General features: G+C 64.0%; 18 protein-coding genes. 10 read left to right on the top strand and 8 right to left on the bottom strand.

The features are described from left to right. Position 1 precedes the first annotated feature (1 nt). Positions 2 to 454, top strand: a complete 453-nt coding sequence (gene rplI, locus EXV95_RS09305) for a 50S ribosomal protein L9 (protein ID WP_176886608.1) — start codon at positions 2 to 4, stop codon at positions 452 to 454. A 168-nt stretch (positions 455 to 622) separates the two neighbouring features. Beyond that, positions 623 to 2038 (top strand): replicative DNA helicase, encoded by a 1416-nt coding sequence (gene dnaB / locus EXV95_RS09300; RefSeq protein WP_176886607.1) that lies wholly within the window; start codon positions 623 to 625, stop codon positions 2036 to 2038. 92 nt (positions 2039 to 2130) lie between these two features. Here the strand turns inward: dnaB and EXV95_RS09295 are convergent, their stop codons facing one another. The 4 genes from EXV95_RS09295 to EXV95_RS09280 form a co-directional block, all read right to left on the bottom strand. After that, a complete protein-coding gene (locus EXV95_RS09295) occupies positions 2131 to 2517 on the bottom strand; it encodes a hypothetical protein (protein WP_176886606.1) in 387 nt (128 codons plus the stop codon). Position 2518: 1 nt separating this feature from the next. Beyond that, positions 2519 to 4285, bottom strand: coding sequence for a PhoH family protein (locus EXV95_RS09290; protein WP_176886605.1), 1767 nt, complete (start codon positions 4283 to 4285; stop codon positions 2519 to 2521). 191 nt (positions 4286 to 4476) lie between these two features. After that, complete coding sequence (locus tag EXV95_RS09285; RefSeq protein WP_055393154.1) at positions 4477 to 4962, bottom strand: peroxiredoxin; 486 nt, start codon at positions 4960 to 4962, stop codon at positions 4477 to 4479. 225 nt (positions 4963 to 5187) lie between these two features. Beyond that, positions 5188 to 5559: an Mth938-like domain-containing protein gene (locus tag EXV95_RS09280; protein WP_055393291.1), complete on the bottom strand. Its 372-nt coding sequence runs from the start codon at positions 5557 to 5559 to the stop codon at positions 5188 to 5190. Positions 5560 to 5708: 149 nt separating this feature from the next. Here EXV95_RS09280 and EXV95_RS09275 point away from each other — a divergent pair, with 149 nt between their 5' ends. From EXV95_RS09275 to moaD, 6 genes are all read left to right on the top strand, one after another. Continuing rightward, positions 5709 to 6947 (top strand): pyridoxal phosphate-dependent aminotransferase, encoded by a 1239-nt coding sequence (locus EXV95_RS09275; RefSeq protein WP_121420736.1) that lies wholly within the window; start codon positions 5709 to 5711, stop codon positions 6945 to 6947. 93 nt (positions 6948 to 7040) lie between these two features. Continuing rightward, positions 7041 to 8375, top strand: a complete 1335-nt coding sequence (locus EXV95_RS09270; RefSeq protein ID WP_121420735.1) for a homoserine dehydrogenase — start codon at positions 7041 to 7043, stop codon at positions 8373 to 8375. Next, on the top strand, positions 8375 to 9814 hold the full coding sequence (gene thrC, locus EXV95_RS09265; RefSeq protein WP_176886604.1) for a threonine synthase: 1440 nt from the start codon (positions 8375 to 8377) through the stop codon (positions 9812 to 9814). Before EXV95_RS09270 ends, thrC begins: the two co-directional genes overlap by 1 nt. A gap of 144 nt (positions 9815 to 9958) precedes the next feature. After that, complete coding sequence (gene mobB / locus EXV95_RS09260) at positions 9959 to 10528, top strand: molybdopterin-guanine dinucleotide biosynthesis protein B (RefSeq protein WP_176886603.1); 570 nt, start codon at positions 9959 to 9961, stop codon at positions 10526 to 10528. Then, on the top strand, positions 10525 to 11778 hold the full coding sequence (gene glp, locus EXV95_RS09255; protein ID WP_370460238.1) for a gephyrin-like molybdotransferase Glp: 1254 nt from the start codon (positions 10525 to 10527) through the stop codon (positions 11776 to 11778). Before mobB ends, glp begins: the two co-directional genes overlap by 4 nt. Then, entirely contained in the window at positions 11775 to 12026 is a 252-nt protein-coding gene (moaD, locus tag EXV95_RS09250; protein ID WP_055393166.1) for a molybdopterin converting factor subunit 1, read from the top strand. Before glp ends, moaD begins: the two co-directional genes overlap by 4 nt. 33 nt (positions 12027 to 12059) lie before the next feature. Here the strand turns inward: moaD and dapA are convergent, their stop codons facing one another. The 4 genes from dapA to EXV95_RS09230 form a co-directional block, all read right to left on the bottom strand. Further along, positions 12060 to 12938 (bottom strand): 4-hydroxy-tetrahydrodipicolinate synthase, encoded by an 879-nt coding sequence (gene dapA, locus EXV95_RS09245; RefSeq protein ID WP_176886601.1) that lies wholly within the window; start codon positions 12936 to 12938, stop codon positions 12060 to 12062. 272 nt (positions 12939 to 13210) lie between these two features. Then, positions 13211 to 13570 carry a hypothetical protein gene (locus EXV95_RS09240; RefSeq protein ID WP_176886600.1) on the bottom strand — a complete coding sequence of 120 codons (360 nt, stop codon included), beginning with the start codon at positions 13568 to 13570 and terminating at the stop codon, positions 13211 to 13213. Between the two features lie 60 nt (positions 13571 to 13630). Then, on the bottom strand, positions 13631 to 14164 hold the full coding sequence (locus EXV95_RS24895; protein WP_255484971.1) for a hypothetical protein: 534 nt from the start codon (positions 14162 to 14164) through the stop codon (positions 13631 to 13633). 406 nt (positions 14165 to 14570) lie between these two features. After that, complete coding sequence (locus EXV95_RS09230) at positions 14571 to 14825, bottom strand: hypothetical protein (protein WP_055393174.1); 255 nt, start codon at positions 14823 to 14825, stop codon at positions 14571 to 14573. An 86-nt stretch (positions 14826 to 14911) separates the two neighbouring features. On the opposite strand from EXV95_RS09230, the gene EXV95_RS09225 reads away from it, so the two are divergent. Continuing rightward, entirely contained in the window at positions 14912 to 15142 is a 231-nt protein-coding gene (locus EXV95_RS09225; protein ID WP_176886599.1) for a hypothetical protein, read from the top strand. Positions 15143 to 15190: 48 nt separating this feature from the next. Continuing rightward, positions 15191 to 15667 carry a molybdenum cofactor biosynthesis protein MoaE gene (locus EXV95_RS09220; protein WP_176886598.1) on the top strand — a complete coding sequence of 159 codons (477 nt, stop codon included), beginning with the start codon at positions 15191 to 15193 and terminating at the stop codon, positions 15665 to 15667. Positions 15668 to 15695 lie beyond the last annotated feature (28 nt).

Raw genomic sequence — 15695 nt, 5'->3', positions numbered from 1 at the left:
CATGCAAATCATCCTGCTCGACAAGGTTGTGAACCTCGGCAACCTCGGTGAAATCGTCAAGGTCAAAGACGGCTACGCCCGCAACTTCCTGATCCCCGCTGGCCGTGCCCGCCGCGCCACGGAAGCCGCCAAGGCAGAGTTCGAAGCCAAGCGCGCTGAACTCGAAAAGGCCGCAGCTGCCAAGCTGGCAGAAGCCCAAGCCCAAGGCGAAAAGCTGGCTGGCACCACCGTCAAGCTGACGCAAAAGGCTGGCGTGGACGGTCGTCTGTTTGGTTCCGTGACCAACCACGACATCGCCGAAGAGCTGAGCAAGCAAGGCTACAAGATTGCCAAGGCACAAGTTCGCCTGCCCAACGGCCCGATCAAGGTCGTGAGCGAAAGCACTGTCAGCGTGGCTCTGCACACCGATGTGGTGGTGGACGTGACCGTGTCGGTTTACGGCGAAACCGCCTGAGATTCACTTCGGTGTTTCACGCAAAGCCGCCTTCGGGCGGCTTTTGTTTTTTGTGCGGCTGTGGTTTGTACACGGTTGCCCACTGGTTGCCCCAACTTTATCCACAGACTTGTGCCATGACGGCGCGCCACATGGGCGCTAGCATGCCGGGTTAGCTCCGAGGATTTCATGTCTGCTGTTTTCCCGTCCCTTGACGATGGCTTCACGCCGGTGCCCGACCGCGAAATCGCCCAGTTGCGCGTGCCGCCGCACTCCATCGAGGCAGAGTCCAGTGTGCTGGGGGGCCTGCTGCTGGACAACAACGCCTGGGACCGCGTGGGCGACCTGCTGGTAGAAAGCCATTTCTACCGCCATGAGCACCAGATGATCTACTCGGCCATCGGCGCACTGATCAACGCCAGCAAGCCGGCCGACGTGATCACCGTGTTCGAGCACCTGCAGAACCAGGGCAAGGTGCAAGAGATGGGTGGGCTGGCCTATCTGAACAATCTGGCGCAATACGTGCCCAGCGCCAGCAACATCCGCCGCTATGCGGAAATCGTGCGCGAGCGTGCCATCCTGCGCAAGCTGGTCACGGCCAGCGACGAAATTTCCACCAATGCGTTCAACCCGCAAGGCAAGACGGTCGAACGGATTCTGGACGAGGCCGAGTCCAAGATTTTTGCCATTGGCGAGGAAGGCTCGCGCACTAAGCAGGGTTTCCAGTCGCTGGATACGCTGGTGATCGACCTGCTCGACCGCGTGCAGGAGATGGCGGACAACCCTGTGGATGTGACGGGTGTGCCCACAGGCTTTGCGGACCTGGACCGCATGACCTCGGGTCTGCAGGCGGGCGACATGGTGGTGCTGGCAGCGCGCCCCTCCATGGGCAAGACCTCGTTCGCTGTGAACATTGCCGAGCACGTGGCGCTCAATGAGGGCCTGCCGGTCGCCATCTTCTCGATGGAAATGGGCGCCGCCCAGCTGGCGGTGCGTATCGTGGGTTCGATTGGCCGGGTGAACCAGGGCAATCTGCGCACCGGCAAGCTCACCGATGACGAGTGGCCGCGCCTGACCGAGGCGATTGAAAAACTGCGCACCGTCTCGCTGCACATTGATGAGACCCCCGGCCTCACGCCCGGCGAATTGCGCGCCAACGCGCGGCGCCTGGCGCGCCAGTGCGGCAAGCTGGGCCTGATCGTGGTCGACTATTTGCAGCTGATGAGCGGCTCTGGTTCGGCGGCCAGTTCGGACAACCGGGCGACCGAGCTTGGTGAAATTTCCCGGGGCCTCAAGATGCTGGCCAAGGAACTGCAGTGCCCGGTGATCGCGCTGTCTCAGCTCAACCGCTCGGTGGAGCAGCGCACCGACAAGCGCCCCATGATGTCCGACCTGCGCGAGTCGGGCGCTATCGAGCAGGATGCCGACATCATCATGTTCATCTACCGCGACGACTACTACAACAAGGACTCCAAGGAGCCCAACGTGGCCGAGGTCATCATCGGCAAGCAGCGGAACGGCCCCACGGGTACCGTGAAGCTGTTCTTCCAGAAGAACCAGACGCGCTTCGAGAACCTGGCCATGGGTTCGGGCGACGATTTCTAATAAAAATAGCCACTATCGCTTATTGGGTAAGCGCAAGTAGCTATCAAATTAGGAGTTTTTGACCGAGGTAGATGGTGTTGGTCGGAGTTCCGTTACGGTCGCAGTACCCACACCAGCAAACCTGCACATCCCACTGCAAGAACACCCACAGCCACAGTGAGCCGTTGCTGGCGTTGGCGCAGCACTTCTACCGCCTGCACCACCTGGGCATTCTGTTCGGCCAGTGACTGGATCAGCACGGCGGATTCCTGTTGCTCCTGCTCCAGCATTGCCACCCGGTCGCGCAGATGTTCCAGCTGCAAGGCCACGGGAATGTCGGGTTCGCCCCCAGCGCCTTCGAGTGCTCCCGCAGCAGCTTCAGCGTTCCCTTTTCGGGTGGTGCCCAGCAGCTTCTTGGCCGCCTGGAGAATCTGGGGCGTTGCCTCGATGACGTCGCCCCAGGGCACCAGCTTCAGTGCTGCAACCCAGCCTGCAGCCAACTCAGAGCACCTCGCTGGCGAAATCTGCCAAGCGCGAGCGTTCGCCGCGCGCCAGCGTGATGTGCCCGCTGTGCGGCCAGCCCTTGAAACGGTCCACGGCGTAGGTAAGCCCGGATGACCCTTCGGTCAGGTACGGCGTGTCGATCTGCGCGAGGTTGCCCATGCAGATGATCTTGGTGCCGGGGCCTGCGCGCGTGATCAGCGTCTTCATTTGCTTGGGCGTCAGGTTCTGCGCCTCATCGATGATCACGTACTTGTTCAGGAAGGTGCGCCCGCGCATGAAGTTCATGCTCTTGATCTTGATGCGGCTGCGGATCAGCTCGTTGGTGGCAGCGCGGCCCCACTCGCCCGCGTTGCCGCCGTCGCCCTTGGCCAGGAACTCCAGGTTGTCGTCCAGCGCGCCCATCCAGGGGCCCATCTTTTCTTCTTCGGTGCCGGGCAGGAATCCGATGTCCTCGCCCACGCTCACCGTGGCGCGGGTCATGATGATCTCGGTGTAGCGGCGATCGTCCAGCACCTGGGTCAGGCCTGCAGCCAGGGCGAGCAGGGTCTTGCCGGTGCCGGCCGTGCCGGTCAGGGTCACGAAGTCGATCTCGGGGTCCATGAGCAGGTTCATGGCGTAGTTCTGCTCGCGGTTGCGCGTGGTCACGCCCCACACGGCATTTTTGGCCGAACCGTAGTCCTTGAGCGTCTGCAGCACTGCTGTTTTCTCGCGGATTTCGCTCACGCGCGCAAACAGGCTGGGCTCGCCGGGGGCTTCGAAGTACACGAACTGATTGATCATCAGCTGCGGCACGATGGGGCCGCCAATGCGGTAATAGGTGTGGGCGCCGCTTTGCCAGCTTTCCACGTTCTTGCCGCTCTTGGCCCAGAAGTCGGGGGGCAGGGCCAGCACGCCAGCGTAGAGCAGGTCGCCATCTTCCAGCGTCTTGTCGTTCTGGTAGTCCTCGGCAGTCAGGCCCAGCGCGCGGGCTTTGACGCGCATGTTGATGTCTTTGGAGACCAGCACCACTTCGCGCGGTGCGTGCAGCTTGCGCAGGGCTTCGACCACGCCCAGGATCTGGTTGTCGGCTTTGCCCGGGGGCAGGCTGGTGGGCAGGCTGTAGTCCAGTGGCACCGTCTGGAAGAACAGGTGGCCACCCGCAGCACGCTGGCCGGTGGAGTCGAGCTTGAGGCCCTTGGCCATGTCGGCGCCCTGAGCGGCAGCCAGGGCATCCAGCGTGCGGCTGGCTTGGCGGCCGTTGCGGGCCACTTCGGTCATGCCCTTCTTGTGGCCGTCCAGTTCTTCCAGCACGATCATCGGCAGGAAGATGTCGTGCTCTTCAAAGCGGAAGAGGCTGGTTGGGTCATGCAGGAGCACGTTGGTGTCCAGCACAAAGAGCTTGGTCGGGCCTTGCGGTGCGGATTTGCGGGTGCGTGTGGTGGTCGCGGTGGCCGGGGCGGCGCTGGCGGTGACGGCGGCAGGTGTGTCGGTGCTGCGTGCCTTGCGCGTGCCGGTGCTTCGGGCCACGGGGGCGGCGGAGGGTTGGGGTGTACGTGCTCGGGTCTCAATCTGGACCAATGGGGCTGTGTCAGGCGCTGCCAGCGACGAGGCCACGCTGTCTGCCTTGCGTCCGGCGCGGGTGGGGGCTGTAGCGGTGGTGGTGCGCTGGGGCGTAGCAACGGCTTCGTTGGCCGAGGTGGTAGCTACGCGGGGGCGGGCTGCGACTTCAAAGGCTTCTGGCGCGAGGAGTGCAGCGCGCCGGCTGGGGGCGGGGGGCAGGGGCATGGTGGCAGGGCCTCGGTCGGTAAAGGGGTAATGGGTGGGTCAGAAAGCAAAAAGCCGCCTGGAGGCCAAGGCGGCTTTTTGGAGGAGGGCAAACGTTGCGATAACCAGGGGCATAAAACCATTATGCCTACTCCGGATGTCTTGCCTGGGCAAAACAAGCGGGGTGTCGCGCCGATGCCCCAATGTGCAGATCAGGCGGCCTTTTTCAGGGCCTTGATGGATTTGACGGCTTTCAGGACCTCGTCCACGTGGCCGGGAACCTTGAGGCCGCGCCACTCTTGCACCAGCAGGCCGTCGGGGCCGATCAGGAAGGTGCTGCGCTCAATGCCCTTGACCTTCTTGCCGTACATGATCTTGTTCTTGACCACACCGAACATGTGGCACATCTTTTCTTCGGTGTCGGCGATGAGTTCGAAGGGCAGTTCCAGCTTTTCCTTGAATTCGTCGTGCGACTTCATGTTGTCGCGGGACACGCCGAAAACGGCAGCGCCTGCCTTCACGAAGTCCTTGTACTTGTCGCGAAACTGCATGGCCTCAGTGGTGCAGCCAGGCGTGTTGTCCTTGGGATAGAAGTAGAGAACCAGAATTTGGCCAAGGTGGGAGGTGTTGGAGACCTTGAGTCCACCGGTAGCGTTGGCTTCAAATTCAGGGAGGGGTTTGTTGACAACGATCGCCATATCACTTCAATCTCTCAGGATGTAGTCGTTGGTAAGCCGGGGGAGCTAGTGTGTTATTGCTCTTGGTGGTGCCCCCGACCGCAACCGGCGATTTTACCCCGAATTCACTCTTCGGCCAAATGTAAGACAGTGTGTCCGGCCCGCAGTGGCGGGCATTTAGGCAAGGCCTTGCATAGGTGCAAGCGCCGGATTTGCAGCTTGTCGCGGTGGTTGCGGGCCTGCAGCTCAGGCTTCCAGAATCAGTGCTGCCACCACGTTGCGCCCTTCACTGGCAAGGATGTTGTACGTGCGGCAGGCGGCAGGGGTGTCCATGGTTTCCAGCCCCAGCCGGCGGGCGATGAGCGGCGCCAGCCACGCTGGTGGCGGGAACCGGTTGCGTGTGCCGCTGCCAAAAATGACCAGCTCTGTCTCCAGTGCTGCCAATTGCGCGAAGTGTTCGGGCGTCAGGTCTTCAAAGCGCGTGCAGGGCCAAGCCTGGCGCAGCCCCGACGAGCCGATGATGACGCTGTGCGTGATCTTCTCGGCATCCACGCCGATCCAGCCGGGGCCGTAGCCGCTGATGGTTTGTGCGTTCGAGCGGTCGGGCTGGAATTTCATGGGTGTTGGCGTCGGTTGCAGGCGGTGGCGCTGCGGGTAGGCCCGGCGCAGGGCCCGGGCGCGCTTGTGATCTGTGGTCAAATTATAGGTTTCGCCAAGGTGCCAGCCGCTCTGGCCGCCACCTGACCCCACTGCACCACCGTCAGCGCATGAAAACCGTCCAAAAATCCGCCAAGCTCGCCAACGTCTGCTATGACATCCGGGGGCCCATCATGGACGCGGCCAAGCAGATGGAGGAAGACGGCCACAAGATCATCAAGCTCAACATCGGCAACCTGGCGGTGTTCGGTTTTGATGCGCCGGAAGAGATTCAGCTGGACATGATCCGCAACCTGCCCAATTCTGCGGGTTATTCGGACAGCAAGGGTATCTTTGCGGCGCGCAAGGCCGTCATGCACGAGACCCAAAAGCAGGGCATCAAGGGTGTGATGCTGGACGACATCTACCTGGGCAACGGCGCCAGCGAGCTGATCGTGATGGCCACCAATGCGTTGCTGGACAACGGCGACGAGTTGCTGCTGCCCTCGCCCGACTACCCCCTGTGGACCGCCGCTGCCAGCCTGTCGGGCGGCACGCCCGTGCACTATGTGTGCGATGAAGCCAACGGCTGGATGCCCAACCTTCAGGATATCCGCGCCAAGATCACGCCCCGCACCAAGGGCATCGTGGTCATCAACCCCAACAACCCGACGGGCGCGCTGTATTCGGACGAATTGCTCAAGGGCATCGTCGCCATTGCACGCGAGCATGGCCTGGTCATCTTTGCCGACGAGGTGTATGACAAGGTGCTGTACGACGGCGCCAAGCACACGGCCATTGGCTCGCTGAGCGAGGATGTGCTCACACTCACCTTCAATTCGCTGTCCAAGAGCTACCGCTCGTGTGGCTACCGCGCGGGCTGGATGGTGGTGTCGGGCGACAAGAAGCCCGCCAAGGACTACATCGAGGGCCTGAACATGCTCTCGAACATGCGCCTGTGCGCCAACGTGCCTGGCCAGTGGGCGGTGCAGACGGCGCTGGGTGGCTACCAGAGCATCAATGAACTGGTAGGCGAGGGCGGCCGCCTGCGCAAGCAGCGTGATCTGGCGTACGAGCTGATCACGGCCATTCCGGGCGTGACCTGCGTGAAGCCCCAGGCGGCGCTCTACATGTTTCCGCGCCTTGACCCCGCCGTGTATCCCATCGAGGACGACCAGCAGTTCTTCCTGGAGCTGCTGCAGGAGACCAAGGTCATGCTGGTGCAGGGCACAGGCTTCAACTGGGCGGCGCCGGACCATTTCCGCATCGTGTTCCTGCCGCACGAAGACGATCTGCGCGACGCGATTGGCCGCGTGGCACGCTTCCTGGAGCAATACCGCAAGCGCGTGCAAATGGCGGCGGCTGCGTAACTTGCACGTTGAACGGTGCAGAAACTCATTTTTTCATAGCTGCTAGCGCTTGATGGATAAGCGCCAGAGCCCATTTTGACTGATAAAAATCCCATGAAACCCATCCAAGTAGGCCTTCTGGGCATCGGCACCGTCGGCAGCGGCGTGTTCAACGTGCTCGCGCGCAACCAGGACGAGATCAGCCGCCGCGCTGGCCGTGGCATTGAGATCACCATGGTGGCCGATCTGGACGTGGAGCGCGCCAAAGCGGTAGTGGGTGCTGACATCCAGGTCGTCAACGACGCCCGCGCCATCATTGCCAACCCCGACATCGACATCGTCATCGAGCTGATTGGTGGCTATGGCATCGCCCGCGCGCTCGTGCTCGAAGCCATCGCCGCTGGCAAGCATGTGGTCACCGCCAACAAGGCGCTGCTGGCCGTGCACGGCACAGAGATCTTCGCGGCTGCATCGGCCAAGGGCGTGATGGTGGCCTTTGAGGCGGCCGTGGCGGGGGGCATCCCCATCATCAAGGCGCTGCGCGAAGGCCTCACCGCCAACCGCATCCAGTGGATCGCCGGCATCATCAACGGCACCACCAATTTCATCCTGTCCGAGATGCGCAGCAAGGGGCTGGACTTTGATGTGGTGCTCAAGGAAGCACAGCGCCTGGGCTACGCCGAGGCCGACCCCACCTTCGACATCGAAGGCGTGGACGCCGCGCACAAGGTCACGCTGATGAGTGCCATTGCGTTTGGCATCCCGGTGCAGTTCGACAAGGCCTATGTCGAAGGCATCACCAAGCTCGGCGCGGCCGACATCAAGTACGCCGAGCAACTGGGCTACCGCATCAAGCTGCTGGGCATCACGAAGCGCGCGGACAAGGGCATCGAACTGCGCGTTCACCCGAGCCTCGTGCCCTCCAAGCGCCTGATCGCCAACGTCGAAGGCGCCATGAACGCCGTGGTGGTGCAGGGCGATGCCGTGGGCACTACGCTGTACTACGGCAAGGGCGCGGGCAGCGAGCCGACCGCCAGTGCCGTCATTGCCGATCTGGTGGATATCGCGCGCCTGCACACGGCCGACCCTGAGCACCGCGTGCCGCACCTGGCCTTCCAGGCCAACACGCTGGCCGATGCCATGGACACGCTGCCCGTGCTGCCCATGAGCGAAGTGGTCACCAGCTACTACCTGCGCCTGCGCGTGGCCGACCAGGCCGGTGTGCTGGCCAAGGTCACCGGCCTGTTGGCCGAGGCCGGTGTGAGCATCGACGCAGTATTGCAGCGTGAGGCTGACGAAGTCGGTGGTGAAGGATCTACGCAAACGGACCTGATCATCCTGACCCACGACACCCGCGAAGGCACCATGGACGCCGTGATCGCCCAGATGCAGGCCCTGCCCACGGTGCTGGCGCCCATCACGCGCATCCGCAAGGAGGAACTGAACTGATGCTGTACATCTCCACACGCGGCCACGCCGACAGCAAGCATTTCTGCGACATCCTGCTCGAAGGCCTGGCGCCCGATGGCGGCCTGTACCTGCCCGAGCACTACCCGCAGGTCAGCGACGCGATGCTGACAAAGCTGCGCAAGGCTTACCACGAGCAAGGCTACGCCGAGCTGGCGTTTCAGATCCTGTCGCTCTACATCGATGACATCCCCGCCGCTGATCTGAAGGCCCTGTGCGCCAAGACGTACACCGCCGAGGTGTTTGGCACGGGCGAGATCGTGCCCCTGCGCCACCTCGAAGACGGCCTGTGGCTCGAAGCCCTGTCCAACGGCCCCACGCTGGCCTTCAAAGACATGGCGATGCAATTGCTGGGCAACCTGTTCGAATACGAACTGAACCGCCGCGGTGAAGAACTCAACATCCTGGGCGCCACCAGCGGCGACACTGGCAGCGCGGCCGAGTACGCCATGCGCGGCAAAAAGGGCGTACGCGTCTTCATGACCAGCCCGCACGGCCGAATGAGTGCGTTCCAGCAGGCGCAAATGTTCAGCCTGCAGGACGAGAACATCCACAACATCGCCATCGAAGGCGTGTTCGACGACTGCCAGGACATCGTCAAGGCCGTCAGCAACGACCTGGCCTTCAAGCGCAAGTACAAGATTGGCACCGTCAACTCCATCAACTGGGCGCGCCTGCTGGCGCAGGTGGTGTACTACTTCGCGGGCTACATCCAGGCCACCGAGACCAACAACCAGAAGGTCAGCTTCACGGTGCCCAGCGGCAACTTTGGCAACGTGTGTGCGGGCCATGTGGCGCGCATGATGGGCCTGCCCATTGCCAAGCTGGTGGTGGCCACGAACGAGAACGACGTGCTCGACGAGTTCTTCCGCACCGGCGCCTACCGCGTGCGCGCCGCAGCCGACACGCACGAGACATCAAGCCCCTCGATGGACATCAGCAAGGCCAGCAACTTCGAGCGGTTCATTTTTGACCTGCTGGGACGCAACGGCCAGCGCACGAACGCGTTGTTTGCCAAAGCGCTGCCTGCCTATGGCAGGTTCGACCTGAGCGCCGAGCCGCTGTTTGCCGATGCCGCCACCAAATACGGTTTTGAAAGTGGCAAGAGCACGCACGCCGACCGCCTGGCCACCATCAAGGACAACTTCGAGCGCCACGGCGTCACCATCGACACCCACACGGCCGACGGTGTGAAGGTGGCGCGCGAACACCACCAGGACCCCAAGGTGCCCATGATCGTGCTGGAGACCGCGCTGCCCATCAAGTTTGCTGAGACCATCGTCGAAGCCCTGGGTCATGCGCCCGAGCGGCCCGCCAAGTTCGCGGGCATTGAAGACCTGCCCAAGCGCGTGCAGGTGATGCCGGCCAACGTGCAGTTGGTCAAGCAATACATCGAGCGCCACTGCACGCCCGCCCTCTAGGGTGGGCAATCCGCAGCCGCTCTGTCGCTGCGGATGCGGGAGCGGGAGCGGCTCAGGATGCTGGGTTTGAACAAAAAATGCCCCTGGCGCTTGTCTGGTAAGCGTTAGCAGCTATAAATACAATAGCTAACCAAGGAGCAGTGGATGAAGGTTGTCGGTTTTGCCGGTTTTTCCGGCAGTGGCAAGACCACGCTGGTCGAGCAGTTGATCCCCGAGCTGCGGCTGCGGGGGTTGCGCGTGTCGGTGGTCAAACATGCCCACCATAGTTTCGACATCGACCACCCGGGCAAGGACACGTACCGCCACCGCGAGGCAGGGGCCTTCGAGGTGGTCGCGGCATCGGACAAGCGCCTGATGCTGGTGCGCGAGTTCGAGCAGCCCGCCACGCTCAGCGTGCACCACCTGCTGGCTGAGCTGTACCAGGGCGTGGACTGGGTGCTGGTGGAGGGCTTCAAGGACAGCGACCTGCTCAAGATCGAGGTCTGGCGTGCCCCCGAACCCGGCCAGGTGGCCAAGCCCGTGCGCTACCCCGAAGACGATTTTGTGGTCGCCGTGGCCACCGATGCACCGCAGGGCCTGCCTGTGCCCACACAGTTGCCCCTGCTGGACCTCAACAGCCCGGCGCAGGTGGTGGACTGGCTGCTCCAATACGAACACCGCTTTGAGTACAACTGGGAACTGCACGGAGGCCTGGTGCCATGCGCCCCCCAATGAAGCCCCTGAAGCCGCTTGACAAGGCGCTGGCCGACCTGTTGGCCAAGGCCACACCGTTGCCTTGGACCGAAACGGTTACCACGTTTGACGCGGACGGCCGCGTGCTGGCGCAAAACTGTGTGTCGGCCCTGCAGGTGCCGCCGCAGGACAACAGCTCCATGGACGGCTACGCCGTGCGCTGCGCCGATGTGGCGGCCGTGGGTGTGGCGCTGCCGATCACCTTGCCTGTTTCGCAGCGCATTGCTGCGGGCAGCGCGGGTGATCCGCTCTTGCCGGGCACCGCCGCCCGCATCTTCACCGGCGCGCCTGTGCCCGAGGGGGCGGATGCCATCCTGATGCAGGAAGACTGCGAAGCCCTCGCCACGGGCGACGGCCTGGGCCAAGTGCGCATCAACGCCGTGCCCCCACAGGGCCAGTGGATCCGCCGCGCGGGCGAGGACATCACCCGTGGTGCCGTGGTGCTGTCGGCCGGCACACGCCTGACCCCGGCCGAGCTGGGCCTGGCCGCCAGCATCGGCTTGCACGAACTGCAGGTGGCCCGCCGCCCGCGCGTGGCGCTGTTCTCCACGGGCGATGAACTGGTCATGCCCGGCGAGGTGCCGCCGGAGCAAATGCGCCCTGGTGCCATCTACAACAGCAACCGCTTCTTTCTGCGCGCCATGCTGCTGCGCCTGGGTTGCGAGGTGACGGACTTTGGCATCGTGCCCGACCGGCGCGACGCCACCATCGACGCCCTGCGCAGCGCGAGCGCAGCGCACGATCTCATCCTCACCAGCGGCGGCGTGAGTGTGGGCGAGGAAGACCACATCAAGCCCGCCGTCGAGTCGCTGGGCACGCTCGACCTGTGGCAGATCGCCATGAAGCCCGGCAAGCCGTTTGCCTATGGCCAGATCCCGCGTGACGGTGGCGCCGCACACTTCATGGGCCTGCCCGGCAACCCGGTGTCGAGCTTTCTGACCTTTGCGCTGCTGGTGCGCCCGTTTGTGCTGCGACTGCAGGGTGTGGTGGACGTTGCTCCTCAACCCATAGCTGCTCGCGCTGATTTTGCCTGGCCCAAGGCCGATAAACGCCGCGAGTTTCTGCGCGTGCGCCACAACGCGGCAGGTGGGCTGGATCTGTTCCACAACCAGAGTTCGGGCGTGCTCACCTCGGCCGCCTGGGGTGATGGTGTGGTGGACAACCCGGCGGGCCAGACGATTACATCCGGCGACACGGTGCGGTTCATTGCCTTTTCGGAGCTTTTGTCATGACGGTCACCGTGCGCTACTTTGCCTCCATCCGCGAGGCCATTGGGCAAGGCAGCGAGGCGGTCGATACCGCTGCCACCACGCTGGGTGCGCTGCGCGATGAACTCATCGCTCGCGGCGGCGCCCATGCCAGCAGCCTCGCGCGTGGCCGGGCCGTGCGCATGGCGCTCAACCAGACCTTGAGCGATGAATCCGCCACCCTGGCCGATGGGGCCGAGGTGGCATTTTTCCCGCCGGTGACGGGCGGTTAGCCCGGGCGCTCTCGCACGCTCTGGCACGTCACCTCAAAGCGCCTTCAAACGATCTTGCAGCGCCTCCGAGGCCGGCATCATCGGCGCGCGCAGTTCGCTGCGCATCCACCCTGCATGCGCCAGCATGGCCTTGAGCGGGGCCGGGTTGGGTTCGGCAAAACATGCGTCCACCCAGGGCTGCAAGGCTTGCCACACCGGGCGTGCTGCGGACAGGTCGCCTGAGCGCAGCAACGCGATCAACTCCACAAAACGCGGCGTCTGCCAGTGTGCACAGGCAGAGATGGCGCCTGCGCCGCCGAGGGCCAGCGTATGGAAGATCTGCGCGTCTTCACCGGTCAGCACCTGCAGCCGTCCATCGGCGATCAGGGCCTGCGTCTTGGCCGTGTTGCCGCCACAGTCCTTGATGGCCTCTATGCGCGGATGCGCCGCCAGCGCCAGCAGCGTTTCGGTGGTGAGCGTGGCGCCCGTGCGGTACGGAATGTCGTAGATCAGCAGGGGCACCGCGCTGGCGTCGGCCAGGGTGCGGAACCAGTGCAGCAGGCCCTCCTGCGAGGGGCGGATGTAGTGCGGGGCGGACACCAGCAGACCTGCAACCGGGTAGTGTGCAAGGGTCCGCACCTGTTCCAGCACCTGGCCCTGGTGGTAGCCCGATACGCCCATCACCACGGGCAAACCCTGGGCGGCGCCGAGCACGGTCTCCAGTACCTGCAGTTGCTCGGCCTTGTCGAGGGCTGCGGCCTCACCGGTCGAGCCGCAGGCAACGAAGCCCGCAACGCCGTCGGCACGCAGCCGGGTGGTGAGGGCGGCAAGGGCCGGGTGGTCCACGGCGCCGTCCTTGAACGGTGTGACCAAGGCGATCCAGAGCCCGCTGAACAGCGGCTGGTGGGAGGTAGCGGTATCGGTGGCAGACATGCGAAGCGTCCTTTCAGGGTTCGACCAGGGGAAGAACCGTCCGGAGGGAGCGCGCGCGGAATGCCGGGGAGTGAAACGAGAAAAGGAAATTTCTCTACCAGGTGGTTCCGTCGCTCATCCGGACGGAACCACAGCTCCGGTCAGATGAGCTCTGGTTTTTTGGTTTTGCCCACGCACTGCAACGCCACCGCAAGTGCGGCGGTCATGGCAAAGGGGGTGTGCGTGGACATGGGCCGCAGTATAGCCAAGCGCCCACCGTGTCCCAAGGTTGGTCAGCCTGCCTGCGGTGGCTGGGCCGCGTCGGCTGCAGATTCAGGCTGCAGCGGAACCAGCACGGGGCATTGCCACACCAGCAGCTCGGCCAGCCGGGTGACGATCCATGTCGCTTCGGCCACCGCCACGCCAGATTCGGCCGTGCACAGCCCCGCGTGGATGCGCTGCAGGATCTCGGTCTCGGAAGGCGCCTGCACGTGGTACAGCGTCTGCGCGTGCTCCACCAGGTGGCCTGCCAGGTCTTCGCACAGTTCGTAGCGGGCGCGCACGCCGTCCGCCTTTTCCGTCAGGCGCCCTCGGGTGTCGGTGTACACCGCCATGAAGGAGGGCGGCACGTGGATCTGGTTGTCGTCGTACATGGCTTGTTGGGTGGTGGGCGCGGTTCGGGGGCAGTTAAAAAGCCCGCCAGAGCGGTGCAGTCAGGGGTTGTGCACACCAGCGGCCTTATTGTGCGTGGGTGCTTGTGAGCGGGCTTGCAGGTGGTGCTGCGCCATGGCCGCTGTCTCTGCAAACCAGCCCAGCAGGTGCTGCAGCCAGATTTGCAGCTCCGCCTGAAAGCGGGGTGTGAGCGCGACGAGGCCCCGGGGCGCGTCCTGGGTGAGGTGGCCCTGCGCTGTGGCTTCATTGACCAGGTTGCGCACATGCGAGTGCGAAAAACCCAGGCGCTGCGCAAGCTCGCTGGCCCGCAGGGGAAACGGCGTGGACCCTTCTTCTCCAGGGCGGTGCACCCGGCAGTGTTCGCGCAACAGCAGCATGGCAATGCGGCCACCGCCGTCGCGCTGGTCAAACCAGTCCCAGCCGCCAAACCGGCCCCGGGTTTCGGCCAGGCGATCCAGGATGTGGTCGGCCCCGGCCAAAAAGGCGGCAAAGTAGTCCGTATCGCTGTCCAGCCGCTGTGCATGGCCTGGGGGCAGGGCGCCCAGGGCCTCAGCGCAGTGCAGGTGGTGCCGCACCCAGGTGCGCAGGCCGTCCAGCAGCCGGGGGTGGGCACCAGGTAGCGCACCCGGCGGTCGTCGGGGTCAATGTCCACCGCCACCATACCGGCAAGGCGCAGCACCGCAAAGAACGTGGCCAGCGTGCGCGCACCCCCGGGCATGCGCCGCTGCAGCAGTGCCAGTGTGGGCCGGGGAGCCCCCCGCAATTGCCATTGGTAGTGCTGCACCACCAGCCGCCCCGCCGCATGCGACTGGAGTGCCCGGCCAAAGATCTTGTTGATGAGGCGCTCGTTCCAGTGCAGCCGCAAAATGCCGTCGCAATAGGCCTCTACGGCCTGGGCATAGGTGTCCGGGGCTCGGGAGTCGAGCGCCTCGAAGGATTCTTGCAGGTCCATGGGGCGTGTTGCGGTGCAGGGTTGCTGATTCAGTCCGGCGTGAACAGGCGCTCGAACTTGGCCTGGTCGGACGCCAACTCAAAGGTCACCACCTGGCCCATTTTCATGTCCGACAGGCGGCAGGCGCCAAACAGGGTGGTTTTGCCCGCCAGCTCCATCACATCCAGGTCGATGAGGGCGTAGGGGTGGGGCACGAACACCTGGTGCTCGAACACGTTGCGGACCGTATTGCGCGGGGACGGGTAGAGCTTGTAATGAGCGGTCTGAATCGTTTGTGTGGCCATGGGCTTAAGGTGCAGGGGTGGCTGTGGTGCGAGCAAGTGCGGGTACAGTGCGGGCGAATCGTACAGACAAACCTTTTGACCTATTTATGGCACGCAACAAAAGTGAATGGCCCACCAAGGTGCTGGCGCTGGTCCGGGGCGGCAACCTGCCCGCCGCCATCGCACAGATCAAGGTCGCGCCCACCGTCGGTGACGTCACGCGCTTGCAGACCCTGCTGGCCCAGTTGCCTCCGTCGCCCGCACTGGCGCAGTTGAACAAGGTGGTGGAAGAAGCGCGTGCCCTGCTGGCCGCGCCCCGGTTGCACCGCTCGCCCTGAAGACTCTTTTTGTCTGACTTCCACACGCCCCGTAGAGAGTTTTTTGCCATGACCCTGCCCCGCGTTTCCATCCAGACCGAGGACTTCGACCTGTCCACCGAAGTCGCTGCGCTGCGCCGCGAAAACAAAGGCATCGGCGCAGTGTGCAGCTTTATGGGCACAGTGCGGGATCGCAACGAGGGCGACCAGGTGTCGTCCATGGAGCTGGAGCACTACCCCGGCATGACCGAAAAATCCATCGAAGCCATGGTGGACGAGGCCTTTCGGCGCTTCGATATTTTTGGCGCCCGCGTGATCCACCGCGTGGGCCTGCTGCAGCCGCTCGACCAGATCGTGCTGGTGGCGGTGACCAGTGCCCACCGGGGCCAGAGTTTTCAGGCCTGCGAGTTCTTGATGGACTACCTCAAGACCCAGGCGCCGTTCTGGAAGAAGGAAGAAACCGCCCAGGGCGCGCGCTGGGTGGATGCGCGGGTGAGCGACGATGCGGCGCTGGCGCGCTGGGGCATCGTGGCGAACAACGCCTGAATCGCTGCAGCCCCGCTCCCAGGGGTAT

Origin of the sequence: Acidovorax sp. JMULE5, assembly GCF_013376875.1 — a bacterium.
Lineage (GTDB): Bacteria > Pseudomonadota > Gammaproteobacteria > Burkholderiales > Burkholderiaceae_C > Acidovorax > Acidovorax facilis.
This window is presented reverse-complemented; position numbering and strand designations above follow the sequence as displayed.

Coding starts and splice junctions, on each gene's coding strand:
- rplI (WP_176886608.1), top strand. CDS start 2: ATGCAAATCATCCTGCTCGACAAGGTTGTGAACCTCGGCAACCTCGGT.
- dnaB (WP_176886607.1), top strand. CDS start 623: ATGTCTGCTGTTTTCCCGTCCCTTGACGATGGCTTCACGCCGGTGCCC.
- EXV95_RS09290 (WP_176886605.1), bottom strand. CDS start 4,285: ATGCCCCTGCCCCCCGCCCCCAGCCGGCGCGCTGCACTCCTCGCGCCA.
- EXV95_RS09285 (WP_055393154.1), bottom strand. CDS start 4,962: ATGGCGATCGTTGTCAACAAACCCCTCCCTGAATTTGAAGCCAACGCT.
- EXV95_RS09280 (WP_055393291.1), bottom strand. CDS start 5,559: ATGAAATTCCAGCCCGACCGCTCGAACGCACAAACCATCAGCGGCTAC.
- EXV95_RS09275 (WP_121420736.1), top strand. CDS start 5,709: ATGAAAACCGTCCAAAAATCCGCCAAGCTCGCCAACGTCTGCTATGAC.
- EXV95_RS09270 (WP_121420735.1), top strand. CDS start 7,041: ATGAAACCCATCCAAGTAGGCCTTCTGGGCATCGGCACCGTCGGCAGC.
- thrC (WP_176886604.1), top strand. CDS start 8,375: ATGCTGTACATCTCCACACGCGGCCACGCCGACAGCAAGCATTTCTGC.
- mobB (WP_176886603.1), top strand. CDS start 9,959: ATGAAGGTTGTCGGTTTTGCCGGTTTTTCCGGCAGTGGCAAGACCACG.
- glp (WP_370460238.1), top strand. CDS start 10,525: ATGAAGCCCCTGAAGCCGCTTGACAAGGCGCTGGCCGACCTGTTGGCC.
- moaD (WP_055393166.1), top strand. CDS start 11,775: ATGACGGTCACCGTGCGCTACTTTGCCTCCATCCGCGAGGCCATTGGG.
- dapA (WP_176886601.1), bottom strand. CDS start 12,938: ATGTCTGCCACCGATACCGCTACCTCCCACCAGCCGCTGTTCAGCGGG.
- EXV95_RS09240 (WP_176886600.1), bottom strand. CDS start 13,570: ATGTACGACGACAACCAGATCCACGTGCCGCCCTCCTTCATGGCGGTG.
- EXV95_RS09230 (WP_055393174.1), bottom strand. CDS start 14,825: ATGGCCACACAAACGATTCAGACCGCTCATTACAAGCTCTACCCGTCC.
- EXV95_RS09225 (WP_176886599.1), top strand. CDS start 14,912: ATGGCACGCAACAAAAGTGAATGGCCCACCAAGGTGCTGGCGCTGGTC.
- EXV95_RS09220 (WP_176886598.1), top strand. CDS start 15,191: ATGACCCTGCCCCGCGTTTCCATCCAGACCGAGGACTTCGACCTGTCC.